This is a genomic window from Pseudomonas sp. B424 (genome assembly GCF_055408345.1).
Genome location: NZ_JBUZTL010000017.1, coordinates 1 through 12598, shown reverse-complemented (window position 1 = coordinate 12598; position 12598 = coordinate 1). Strand labels below are relative to the sequence as shown.

The window sequence follows — 12598 nt, the reverse complement described above, 5'->3', positions numbered from 1 at the left end:
TACACATGAAATTAGCCATTGTGACGGGCTGCCCTAACGGCATGGTGACCAGCGTGCTGTGTGCCCGTCTGCTCGATGCTGCGGCGCAGCGTCAGGGTTGGAGCACCAGCGTTGAAGTGCACGATCCCAAGCACCCGGAGCGCCAGTTGTCGGCGGCCACCATTGACGAAGCCGAGTGGGTATTACTGGTTAGCAGCACACCGTTGGACATGCAGCGGTTTATCGGCAAACGGGTATTTCAGAGCACCCCGGCCCAGGCCCTGCAAGATGTAGAAGCGGTCTTGCAGCGCGGGGTACAGGAGGCGCAAGTCTATGCTGCCCCTGAGTCCTCATCGGCCCCGGTCGAGAACGAAAAACGTGCGCCTAAAATCGTGGCCATCACCGCATGTCCAACCGGCGTGGCGCACACCTTTATGGCGGCCGAAGCCTTGCAGCAGGCGGCCAAGCGTCTGGGCTACGAGTTGCAAGTGGAGACCCAGGGCTCCGTAGGGGCGCGCAACCCGCTGAGCGCCGAGGCTATCCGTGACGCCGATGTGGTGTTGCTGGCGGCAGATATCGAAGTGCCTGCAGAGCGCTTTGCCGGCAAAAAGATTTACCGCTGCGGTACCGGTATCGCCCTCAAACAAGCCGAAGCCACGCTGAACAAGGCGCTGAGTGAAGGCCAGCAAGAGACCGCCGCAACGGGCGGTTCAAGCCCGGTCAAGCAAGAAAAGGCCGGGGTCTACAAGCATTTGCTGACCGGCGTTTCGTTCATGTTGCCGATGGTGGTGGCAGGCGGTTTGATGATCGCGTTGTCCTTCGTGTTCGGCATCACGGCTTATAAAGAGCCGGGCACGTTGGCTGCAGCCCTGATGCAAATCGGTGGTGATGCCGCGTTCAAACTGATGGTGCCGCTGCTGGCGGGCTACATCGCCTATTCGATTGCCGACCGTCCGGGCCTGGCCCCGGGGATGATCGGCGGCCTGCTGGCAAGCACCTTGGGAGCCGGGTTTATCGGCGGGATCATCGCAGGGTTTATCGCGGGCTACTGCGCCAAGGCGATCAACCGCTATCTGCAATTGCCGCAAAGCCTGGAAGCGTTGAAGCCGATCCTGATCATCCCGTTGTTCGCCAGCCTGTTTACCGGTCTGGTGATGATCTACGTGGTGGGCAAGCCGGTTGCCGGGATGCTTGAGGGTTTGACTCACTTCCTCGACAGCATGGGCACCACCAACGCCATTTTGTTGGGTGTGCTGCTGGGCGCCATGATGTGCGTCGACCTTGGCGGGCCGATCAACAAGGCGGCGTATGCGTTTTCGGTAGGGCTGCTGGCTTCACAAAGTTATGCACCGATGGCGGCGACCATGGCGGCGGGCATGGTGCCGCCTATCGGGTTGGGGATTGCGACCTTCCTGGCGCGACGCAAGTTCGTCCAGACCGAGCGCGAGGCCGGCAAAGCGGCGTTGGTGCTGGGGCTGTGCTTCATTTCTGAAGGCGCGATCCCGTTTGCCGCCAAAGACCCGTTGCGAGTCATCCCGGCGAGCATTCTGGGCGGTGCGCTGACGGGGGCATTGTCGATGTACTTCGGCTGCAAACTGATGGCGCCGCACGGTGGCCTGTTCGTGTTGCTGATCCCGAACGCGATCAATCATGCCTTGCTGTACTTGCTGGCGATTGTGGCGGGCAGTCTGGTGACGGCGGTGGTGTATGCGGTGATCAAGCGACCGGAGCCGGTGGAGATGGCGCTGGAGGCGGCCAAGGCTTAATCCAGTCTCCTGTAAAACAGGTGGGAGCGGGCCTGCTCGCGAAGGCATCACCGCAGGCAAGCCAGCTCCCACAAGATTGACGCACAACCCGTGGGAGCGGGCCGAAGGACGTCAGTACACATCCCGCCGATAACGTCCTTGCTCGATCAACGTGTCCACAGCCTCAATCCCCAGCATCTGGGTCAATGCCTGATCCACGCCTGCCGCCATCCCCTGCAAGCTGCCGCAGATATAAATCGCAGCGCCCTCTTCCAGCCACTGACGTACTTCATCACCGGCTTCCAGCAAGCGATTCTGTACATAAATTTTCTCTGCCTGGTCTCGTGAAAACGCCAGGTCCAGACGCGCCAGATCACCACTGGCCAGCCAGCCTTGCAGCTCATCACGGCAGTAGAAGTCATGCTCGGCATTTCGTTCGCCAAAGAACAGCCAGTTGCGTTGCTGACCCTGTGCAATCCGCGCCTTGAGCAAGCTGCGCAGCCCCGCGAGCCCCGTACCGTTACCCAGCAAAATCAGCGGGCAGGGCTCGGCCGGCAGATGAAAGCCGCTATTGCGACGCACCCGCAGGCTGATTGCCGAACCGATGTCGGCATGCTCCGTCAACCAGCCCGAACCTATCCCCAGGCTGCCATCGGCATGCCGCTCCTGGCGCACGATCAATTGCAGCAAGCCGTCCTCGGGAATCGAGGCAATGGAGTACTCGCGCATGCTCAGCGGGATTAACGCATCGACCAGTGCCTGGGCGTGCATACCCACCAGATGGCCGCGGTTTTCCGGCAGTTGGCGACCCGCCAGTGCCTGGGCCAGGGTTTCTTGCAGACCGTTCAGTTGCACCGGGGTGTCAGCCGCGAGGCCCAGGCCGTCAAGAAAGTGCTCAACCGCCCAGACGGACTGCCTTGGCATGACTTCCACCAGATCACCGGCCTGCCATGACATACCGCTTGCGGGTGCGCTGAGCCCCAGCAGGTAAACCCCTGAGCCGCTGCTGCCGGGGTTGAGCAATTGCCGTTGTTCAAGGGGCCAGTTGTTGTAGCTCGGGGCCTGCCAGTGGGCACCCGGTGCACCGCCCGTGAGCTGGCCGAGCTGTCGATGCCAGTGTTGCAGGGCCTCAGGGGCACCACTGTCGACCTGTACCGGGGCGAACAGCGATTGTGCTCCGCGCTCGTTCAGCCATTGCTCAATGCGTGTCGCAAAACCACAGAAGCTCGGGTACTGACGATCCCCCAGTGCCAGCACGCTGTACTTGAGTGTATTGAGCCCCAAGGGTTGGCCGAGGATCTTGCGCTCAAAGCCCCGGGCGCTGTCGGGCGCTTCGCCGTCACCAAAGGTGCTGACCACAAACAGGGCGTTGCTGGCCTGTTGCAAATCGTCTGCGTTGAGCGTGGCCAAAGGCTGAACCCGCACTGGCAAGCCGGCAGCCTGCAATTGCCCGGCAGTCTGCCAGGCCAGTTGTTCGGCAAAGCCGCTCTGGCTGGCAAAGCCGATCAACCAGGACGGCGCGTCGCTGGCTGCGTCAGCAAAACCCTGACGAGCCTGTTTGATTTGACGCTTTTTACGACGCCGGTCCAGGTACAGCAGCCAGCCAGTAATAAAGAACAGCGGCATGGTCAGGCTGGCGATGGTCACCAGGATGCGTCCCGTCAGGCCCCAGTAGCTGCCTACGTGGAGCGCGTAAATACTGCTCAGCAGTTGCGCCTTGTAGCTTTTGTCGTCGTAACGCTCGTGTTTTTTGACCACGCCGGTGGCCGGGTCGAGCACGATCTGGTTGAAGGCGCGCTCATGGGGCGAGTCGCTGCGCAGATAAAAGACCGTGGCCGGTTGCCCCGCGACCGGCGGCATCCGCACGTTGTACATACTCAGCCCGGGCCCGGCGGCTTTCTGGATGCTGGCCCATATCGCGTCGTAATCAGCCACGGGTGCAGGCCCCGCAGGCCCGGGCTGGCCGCGTCCGCCTTTGCGTTGCTGGCTGTTGGGCGTGTCTGAAAACAGCTTTTGCAGGCCCTTGTTGTACCACTCGTAGGACCACGACAAACCGGTCAGTGCGGCCAGCAGGTAAAAGACCATGCACCAGGTCCCGGCCACGGCGTGCAGGTCCCAGTTGAAGCTGCGGCCTTTTTTGGCCCAGTCCAGCGTCAGCCAGGCCCGCCAGTTCAGCGCCTTGCGCGGCCAGCGCAGGTACAGGCCCGACAGGCAGAAGAAGATCAGCATCAAGGTGCATGCGCCGGTGATCTGGCGACCGGTTTGGCCCATGGCCAGAAAACGGTGCAGTTGCAGCATCAGGTCGAAGAAGCCTTGCCCGCGGGCATCGCCCTGGTAGGCGCCGGTGTAAGGGTCGACGTAGCGCAATTGACCACGGCGCTCGCCCGGTGGCGGGGTGAAGAAGATGCGCGCGGCGCTGGCGCTGTCCACACCGACCCACATCATGGCGACCTGTTTGCCCTCGGTGGCCTCGACCCGGCGCACCAGCTCGGCCGGTGGCAATACGCCGCTGTCGAGTTTCTCGACCTTGAGCACCGACGGGTTGAGCAAGTTCAGCAGCTCGTCCTGGAACGACACTGTGGCTCCGGTTATCCCCATCAGGGCCAGGATCAACCCTGCGGTTATCCCGAAAAACCAGTGCAGCTGGAAAAGTGTTTTCTTAAACACGACGACCGCCTTGCTTGCTCAATTGAATGCTTCACGGCGCAGTATGCCGTGTGCGTCTTTTTACACACAAAAGCCCCGACCATCAGATGGGCGGGGCTCTGTACAGCTCAGCTTCGGATTAGAAGTGGAAGCTGGTGGTCAACAAGGCGGTACGGCCTGCTGCCTGATTGGCGAAGTGGGTCGAAAATGCTTTGTCGTAGTAGGTTTTGTCGGTCAGGTTTTGCACGTTTAGTTGCAGATCAACGTTTTTGGTCAGCTTGTAACTGGCCATTGCGTCGTAGCGGGTGTAGGCCGGAACGTAAGTCGAGTTGGCAACGTTACCGAAGACTTCATCCACGTAGAACGCACCGCCACCGACCGTCAGCTTTGGCGTAATCGCGTAAGTGGTCCACAGGCTGGCGCTGTTTTTCGGAGTGTTAGGCAGTTGGTTGCCGTCTGTGGCTTTGTTCAACGGGCCGCCATCTTGCTGCTTGCCGTCCAGGTAGGTGTAGCCAGCGAACACTTGCCATTTTTCGGTGATTTTACCGGTGGCAGACAACTCAACACCGTCTACTCGAGTCTTGCCGGCGTTTTCGTAAGTGTCAGCGTCTGTCTGCACGCGGGTGTTTTCTTTCTCCGTGCGGAAGATGGCCGCTGTCAGAGACAGGCGGTCATTGAGCACATCCCACTTGGTGCCGATTTCGTAGTTGGTGGTTTCTTCTGGTTCCATGTCGCTGGCGAGGATCTTGCCGGTGCGATCCGGAGTACCGCTCAACGGGTTTGTTTCATTGGCGTCCAGCATCGCACCCGGTGGGGTCGCAGATGTGGCGTAGGAAACGTAGATGCTGCCGTTAGGACGTACTTTCCACACTAGGCCGAGCTGACCGGAGAAGAAGTCGCTGGTGTCCTCGCCTTTGTAGGTGGTGGTACCACCGGCGGTGTACGACTTGTATTTGGTTTCGAAATGGTCGTAACGCAGGCCCATGTTCAACAGCCACTCAGGCGCTAGCTCCAGGGTGTCCATTGCATAAATGGCGCGGGTGGTGTTGGAACTGTCGGTCCCTGCGTAGTTACGCGAAATTGAACCGCTCCATGGATCATCCGGGTTCGGGTTGCCCAACGATGTGCAGTTAAAACCGCTTGGTGCACCGATTATTCCTAGGTTGCATTCGTTGTTGTCTTTGCCCAAGCCGGTTTTGGTATCAACGGTGTAAGAAGACTTGCTGCTTGTCTCGCGGCTGATCTCGATACCGGTGGAGTAGCTATTTTTAAACCCTGCGATATACACATCACCAAACAGATCGGTTTGGTTGGTCGTGGTGGCGGTGTTGCTCACGCGAGTGTTGGCTCGACGCCATACGCTGCCATTGTTGACGTTGGCCTTGCTGTCATCCGGCTGGGTCAGGATGTAGTCCTGCATGCTGTTGCCGTGACGCAGGGTATTTTTGATGTGCAGGTCGTCACTGAAGTCATGCTCGAACGCAAGCGTCGTGATATCAGCGCGAGTCTTGCGGAAGTCGCGATCAGTCAGACCATAGAAGTTGCTGCTGTCGCCGCCGTTGTTGGGTTTGTCCGGGCTTGCTGCGGTGTGGGTTTTACCCACGGAGAAGCCGTACGGGATACCCGAATCAGGCAAGTCGTTACTTTCCATGTGGTAGTAATCGACGTTGAAGCGGGTATCGGTTCCCAGACCAAAGGCCAAGGAAGGAGCAATACCCCAACGGTCGTAGTTGACCTTGTCGCGACCGGCAACATTGCTTTCATGGCTCATCAGGTTCAGGCGGCCAGCAACGGTATCGCTGAACTGGTAGTTGCCGTCCATTGTGTAGCGTTGGGTCTGGTCTGAGCCCCAGGTCCATCCGCCATCAATAGAGTTACCCAGGTGTGCTTTTTTGCTGACCATGTTGATGGTACCGCCAGCCGCGCCGCGGCCACCGAAGGCTGAGTTGGGGCCTTTGGCAACTTCAATGCTTTCTACTGCGAAGATCTCGCGGCTTTGCGCGCCGGTGTCACGTACACCATCCAGATAGGTATCGCCCTGAGCGTCAAAACCACGAATGAATGGACGGTCGCCCTGTGGGTTGCCACCTTCACCTGCGCCGAATGTGATGCCCGGAACAGTGCGCAATGCGTCTTGCAGAGAGGTCGCGGCCGTGTCCTTGATCAGCTGCTGCGGGATCACGGTTATCGAGCGTGGGGTATCGATCAGCGGGGCGGTGTATTTCGGGGAGTTGGCCTTGTCAACCTGGTAAGACTGCTCGGTTTGCTCGCCAGTAACAGTGGTCGCGCCCAGGGAAATACTGCTGCCTTGAGCTTTGCTGTCAGTGCTTTCTGCAGCCTGAGCCATATGGGCTGCGGAGGTCGCGGTGATAGCGACACCGATGGCCGAAGCCAGCAGGCGAGGTGAGCTGACAGGTATTTTTATTGGTTGGCGCGACATTTGAAGATCCCTTCCCCCAGAATTTGAGCCGCGAAATATATGGCAAACAATTCTGACTATCAATTGAGAGGGATTACTATTTGCGCTAAATTTACAATCTTTACAATTTGCCTTTACGGTTTTTTCACACTCGTTCGTCTATGAGCGCTTAACAGGGTTTTACACATTCAATAAGAATCAATACCATTGCCATCCCTTTGCTATCAGGTGTTGCGTCATGTTGCTGCATATCCCCGGCGTGTTCTCCCGCGAAGAAGTGCAGCGCATTCGAGAGGCGCTGGAGCAAACTGAGTGGGCTGACGGCAAAATCACCGCCGGCTTTCAATCCGCCAAGGCCAAGCACAATCTGCAACTGCCCGAAGATCACCCGTTAGCCAAGGAGATTGGCGCAGCGATGATCGACCGGCTGTGGAAAAACCCGCAATTCATGTCAGCGGCGTTGCCGCACAAGGTCTTCCCGCCTTTGGTGAATTGCTACACCGGGGGCGGCAGTTTCGACTTTCATATCGATAACGCCGTGCGTCAGCCCAAAGGCAGCCCCGAGCGGGTGCGTACCGACCTGTCGGCGACCCTGTTTTTCAGCGAGCCTGAAGACTACGACGGCGGGGAGTTGGTGATTCAGGACACCTATGGCGTGCAGCAGGTCAAGCTGCCCGCTGGCGATATGGTGCTGTACCCCGGCACCAGTTTGCACAAGGTCAATGCCGTCACCCGTGGCGCACGTTTTGCGTCGTTTTTCTGGACCCAAAGCCTGGTGCGTGAAGACAGCCAGCGCACCTTGCTGTTCGAAATGGACGGTGCGATCCAGCAACTGACCCGCGATGTACCTGATCATCCGTCTCTCATCCAGCTCACGGGTACCTATCACAACCTGTTGCGTCGCTGGGCAGAGGTGTAAGCCATGAGTTTTCAAATACGCCGCGAAGAAGTGCTCGATGGCGATCAACTGAGCGCCATGCTGGCCGAAAACCCGGCGAAAGCCGCCCAGGCCATTTTGATGGCGGCCAAGCAAGGCATCGTCGACGGACAGGCATTGCTGGGCCAGATTTTGCTCGACGGGCAAGGGATCAAAGGCGACCCCGTGCTGGCTAAACGCTGGTTTCAGATCGCGGCGAATGAAGGCCACCTGATGGCCCGCAACATGCTCGGGCGTTGCTGGGAGCATGGCTGGGGTGGGCCCGTCGACTTCACGCTGGCCAGCCTTGAATATCGGCAAGCGGCAGAGGCCGGGCTGGATTGGGCGCTCTACAATTACGCCAACTTGCTGGCGACCGGTCGCGGTGTGGCACAAGACCAGCGCGCGGCTTTCAAGTTGTACTGGGTGGCGGCACAGGCCGGCCATGCCAAGTCGATGAATCTGGTGGGCCGTTACCTTGAAGAGGGCGTGCATTGCCCGGGTGATAAGCAGGCAGCGTGTATTTGGTACGAACGCTCGGCCCGGGGCGGTGATTTTCGTGGCCAGTTCAGCCATGCCTCGGTACTGGCAGAGTCCGGAAACATTGATGAGGCCCTGGTCTGGTTTGAGCGCGCATTGGCGGGAGGCAATCTGAACTTTTTGCGTGTGAGTTACTTGGCCCTGCGGGAGGCCAAAGAGCCTCGTGTCAGAGCAATCAGCGACCTTTGGCAAGCACGCATCAATAGTCTCCTGAACAGGAATGACTGATATTAATTACGCCGCTGCGGGTCATGCTCGTACGCGGCGTTTTAGTTTGTCTGCGTGGCGAATGATTTGTTTGGGTAAGTATTCTTTTTTGTTTTTGTCGTTATCTGACAAGTTGCCGGGTCGCATTGTAATTGATTAATGATCTTTGAAGATTGATTCTGTTTTGGCAGGATAATTATTTAAAGGGAATTAATATGCAAGGTGATAATCACGCACGCGTTGAAAGTATTGAAGATGCCAGGCCGCTAGAAGAGATGACTTCCCTGGATGCGGCTATTTACTTGCCGTCGCAATATATCCAGGTGCTGGCGGGTGAAAAGGATGCTGCGGTTTCAAAGGATGAATTGGGGTTTATTGTCCGGCGCAGTGATATACACAGCATCCGTGCTTATGTGCGCGAATCGCGGGCATTGCCGGTCGATTACAATAAGATCGTGGCATGGTTCGGGACTAATACGCAGACCGTACCGGGGCTCGAGCCTGCGAGCATTCAGTCGTTTCATCAGCGTGTTGTACAACACGCCGGAACATGGTCGGCGCTGGAACGCGATACAAAAGAGCTCAGCCGGCAACTCAACAGGTTCTCGGACAGTTTTATTACGACGGCTAACGGCATTATTGAGCTGATCAATAAAGTTGAATTCGAGCGCTTTCTCACGGGCACGCTTAATGAATTGACTGCGGAGGAAGAAGCCGCGCTGAAGACAATTATTCTGACTTCAACAGAGCTTAAAGCAGTTCGTGTTGTCAGGGAGTACGTGCTGCTGATTAAAAAAGATACCGACGCCTACATCAACAAAGCCACTGCTGTTGGTGCGTTGGCCGCCGAGTTCGAACGGGTGTTGTCGGATGAGTTGATTCACGAAGTCAACGGCAAGCTGGATGCTTATGCGAAGCGGGGGCTGTCCAAGGAGCGTGAAATTTTAGTCGCTCGTATAAAAGAGCTCGACAGTGAAATCGAGCAGTTGATCAAGGACTATAAGTCCCAAGTGCTGTATGGCCATTCAGGGTTTTTTTTAGGGCCCATCGGATTAGCCATCACGGGCGGGATATTTGGAGTGAAAGCTGAGGCCACACGAGCCCGGAAAAACAAACTGATTGCCGAGCGCGAGATCGCCAGACAAGGCAGTCAGGATCAAGAGAGGCTGGTCCAGGTGCTGGATGCCACTCAGCAGCGTTTTACAGATTTGCGCAGCCGTATGCTCGGCGCCGAGCAGGGGGCCAAACAGTTGGCGCAAGTATGGGGCTACATTGCCAAATACCTCGATGAAGCCGCCTATCAGTTGGAGGGGGTGGATGACCTTGCCCGGCTACACAGGTTCAAACTTGATTTTTCTCAACTGTTGAATCCCTGGACGCGTGTTAAAGACTATAGCGTGCAGATATCCAACGCTTTCAATGAAATTATCGATGGGCGTCTTTGAATAAAGGGACTGGATTCATGAATAGGGATATTGGACCGATGGTTTATGAAAATCCTGATATGCCGGGTGTTTTTACCGGGCTGAAGAAATTCAATGCGGTGGCGGTTAATCGTGAATACGATTTTATTCCATCTTTACAAGAGCGTTTGGTTCTGGCGGCCAGAAGTTTGAGTAGTGGTGCGCGCACTATTGTTGATCAGGTGCGTCATCTTGATGTGGTCGTTGAAAGTTCGGGGTTCGATGCGCTGCTGGAACAATGGGTTGCCATCCGGGCGCACACTGAATTGACAGTGGAAATACAAACTTCTGCGATCATTGCACTCAATGACACCTGCGCCCAGCGGATAAATCGCATCGTGAGTGCTGTCGGGGCAGCCAAAGAATACATAGCCCAGCGGGCCGATGAGGGGGAAGGGTTAAATCTGGATCACTACGCTGATCCGTTGCTCGCTTATGATGTGGCAAGGCTCGAAGCGTTGGAGCAGCAGGCTGTAACACTGCAGGTAGAAGAAGACAGGTTGCGTGCGGATAAACAGGTCATGGACGCCGCGGTCACTATCCTTCAAGCACGAACATGGCTGGATCATGTAAGGGATATACTGCCGACCACTGAACAAGTTCAGGCGCTTGTAACTTCTGCGTTGGTAGGAAGGGCGGAGGCGGATGTGGTGGTGGCTGCCATTGAGCGCGTTACGCTGTACCTGGGCTTTTTCGACGGTGGCTATCGTTTGTTTGCCCTGACGGAAGCACGCAACAAAATAGCGGATAAGTTATCTGACTTGCGAGTGTTGAAAAATAAAAACATGACAGACGCTCGAGTATTGAAAGAGCGTGCAGAACAAATAAGGCGTCATGCCGAGTTGGTTGAGGCTCGGGCGTACTGGGTTCACAACATGAGGCTGGTTGCCAAGGGGATTGCGGTGTTTATCGCCCGGGTTCACCCGACCACTGAAGTGAATGAGAACTCGATTCAGCAGGTATCGGCAGAGCTGGCAGGGTTTCAGCGCTTCTTGCGGCGTATCAGTCGCTAGGCGCTAATGACACCCCCCCGGACGCTTGTCCGGGGGGCATGTATTTACAGGTAGAAAGACTTCAGCGGCGGGAAACCATTGAACTCAACGGCGCTGTAGCTGGTGGTGTAGGCGCCGGTGGATAGCCAGTACAGACGATCACCGATAGCCAGGTTCAGTGGCAGGCCGTACTTGTAGTTTTCGTACATGATGTCGGCGCTGTCGCACGTTGGGCCGGCAATGACGACTTCTTCCATTTCGCCTTTCTTTTCAGTCCAGATCGGAAACTTGATGGCTTCGTCCATGGTTTCGATCAGGCCAGAGAATTTGCCCACGTCTGTGTAAACCCAGCGCTCCACGGCGGTGCGGGATTTACGGGCTACCAGAACCACTTCACTGACCAGAATACCGGCGTTGGCAATCAGCGAGCGGCCCGGCTCCAGAATGATTTCTGGCAGGTCGTCACCGAAATCTTCCTTCAGGAAGCGAATGATTTCCTCGGCGTAGGTTTCCAGGCTGTTGGTGCGGGTAATGTAGTTGGCCGGAAAGCCGCCGCCCATGTTGATCAGCTTGAGCACAATGCCGTCTTCTTCTTTCAGGCGCTCGAAGATCACTTTGACCTTGGCGATGGCCGCATCCCACACGCTGATGTCGCGTTGCTGGGAGCCCACGTGGAACGAGATGCCGTAAGGCACCAGGCCCAGGTCACGGGCCAGGATCAGCAGGTCCATGGCCATGTCGGTCTGGCAGCCAAATTTGCGCGACAAAGGCCAGTCAGCCGTAGTCGAGCCTTCAGTCAGAATCCGCACGTAGATTTTCGAGCCCGGAGCGGCCTTGGCGATGTTGCGCAGGTCGGCTTCGGAGTCGGTGGAGAACAGGCGCACGCCCTTCTCGTAGAAGTAGCGAATGTCTTTGGATTTTTTGATGGTGTTGCCGTAGCTGATGCGATCCGGGCCAACGCCACGGTCCATCACTTTGTCCAGCTCGTAGATCGACGCGATGTCGAAGCTCGAACCTTTGTCGCGCAGCAGGTCGATGATTTCCACGGCCGGGTTGGCTTTAACGGCGTAGTACACCTTGGCGAAATCAAAGCCGGCGCGCAGGTCGTCGTACGCCTTGCTGATCATGGCGGTGTCGATCACCACGAACGGGGTTTCTTGTGTGTCAGCGAAAGCCTTCATTTTTTGGAAGGTTTCACGCGCGTAATAGTCTTCGACCTGAATCGACATGGGAGGGACTCCTAGTGGCAAACGTCAGAAATAAATGGGCGCAACTGAACATCCTCCGTATCCCCACTTTGGTTCGCCTACTTCCCAAGGCATGTCCGCCGAAAGCAAATAAGGTAAATGGACCTTGCTGTCTCGTCGTCAGTACTTGAGCCGGATGGATCGTTTCCAGCATGGATGTTCGGCGCGAACTTTAGGGCGTGAGTGCGTTGAGATCAACAAAAAATGTCGCGTTTTTGTACGCGTTCGTCGTGGGCACACTGACAGCTATTTAAGTAACCGACCTGTGTGACACTGGGGAGTTCGCACGCAGCGCTTTCACGGGGGCCGCAAGGGCGGGTAAACAGAGTGACTGAGTCGCCAGTGTCGCGAGCAAGCTGAACTGGTCCAGTAATTTCGGACATTCTTTTCGGTTCTCACGCCGCCATCTTTTCCGCTGCTACTGGAGAGTGGTATCCGTTGTAG

The 12598-nt window shown here is 56.9% G+C and carries 8 protein-coding genes; 5 read left to right on the top strand and 3 right to left on the bottom strand.

Features of this window, described 5'->3' with window-relative positions:
- Positions 1 to 5: 5 nt before the first annotated feature.
- On the top strand, positions 6 to 1745 hold the full coding sequence (locus tag ACZRMS_RS18175; RefSeq protein WP_463996427.1) for a PTS fructose-like transporter subunit IIB: 1740 nt from the start codon (positions 6 to 8) through the stop codon (positions 1743 to 1745).
- Positions 1746 to 1856: 111 nt separating this feature from the next.
- Here the strand turns inward: ACZRMS_RS18175 and ACZRMS_RS18170 are convergent, their stop codons facing one another.
- Positions 1857 to 4391 carry a PepSY domain-containing protein gene (locus tag ACZRMS_RS18170; protein ID WP_463996426.1) on the bottom strand — a complete coding sequence of 845 codons (2535 nt, stop codon included), beginning with the start codon at positions 4389 to 4391 and terminating at the stop codon, positions 1857 to 1859.
- A gap of 118 nt (positions 4392 to 4509) precedes the next feature.
- A complete protein-coding gene (locus tag ACZRMS_RS18165) occupies positions 4510 to 6810 on the bottom strand; it encodes a TonB-dependent receptor (protein WP_463996425.1) in 2301 nt (766 codons plus the stop codon).
- Positions 6811 to 7027: 217 nt separating this feature from the next.
- On the opposite strand from ACZRMS_RS18165, the gene ACZRMS_RS18160 reads away from it, so the two are divergent.
- The 4 genes from ACZRMS_RS18160 to ACZRMS_RS18145 all read left to right on the top strand — a co-directional run bounded on the left by ACZRMS_RS18160 (position 7028) and on the right by ACZRMS_RS18145 (position 10928).
- On the top strand, positions 7028 to 7708 hold the full coding sequence (locus ACZRMS_RS18160) for a Fe2+-dependent dioxygenase (protein WP_463996424.1): 681 nt from the start codon (positions 7028 to 7030) through the stop codon (positions 7706 to 7708).
- A gap of 3 nt (positions 7709 to 7711) precedes the next feature.
- A complete protein-coding gene (locus tag ACZRMS_RS18155) occupies positions 7712 to 8473 on the top strand; it encodes a tetratricopeptide repeat protein (RefSeq protein WP_463996423.1) in 762 nt (253 codons plus the stop codon).
- 194 nt (positions 8474 to 8667) lie between these two features.
- The gene (locus ACZRMS_RS18150; RefSeq protein WP_463996422.1) at positions 8668 to 9897 is read left to right on the top strand and encodes an alpha-xenorhabdolysin family binary toxin subunit A; all 1230 of its coding nucleotides are present in this window, start codon (positions 8668 to 8670) and stop codon (positions 9895 to 9897) included.
- Positions 9898 to 9914: 17 nt separating this feature from the next.
- On the top strand, positions 9915 to 10928 hold the full coding sequence (locus ACZRMS_RS18145) for an alpha-xenorhabdolysin family binary toxin subunit B (RefSeq protein WP_463996421.1): 1014 nt from the start codon (positions 9915 to 9917) through the stop codon (positions 10926 to 10928).
- A 44-nt stretch (positions 10929 to 10972) separates the two neighbouring features.
- Here the strand turns inward: ACZRMS_RS18145 and ACZRMS_RS18140 are convergent, their stop codons facing one another.
- On the bottom strand, positions 10973 to 12136 hold the full coding sequence (locus tag ACZRMS_RS18140; protein ID WP_463996420.1) for a type III PLP-dependent enzyme: 1164 nt from the start codon (positions 12134 to 12136) through the stop codon (positions 10973 to 10975).
- Positions 12137 to 12598 lie beyond the last annotated feature (462 nt).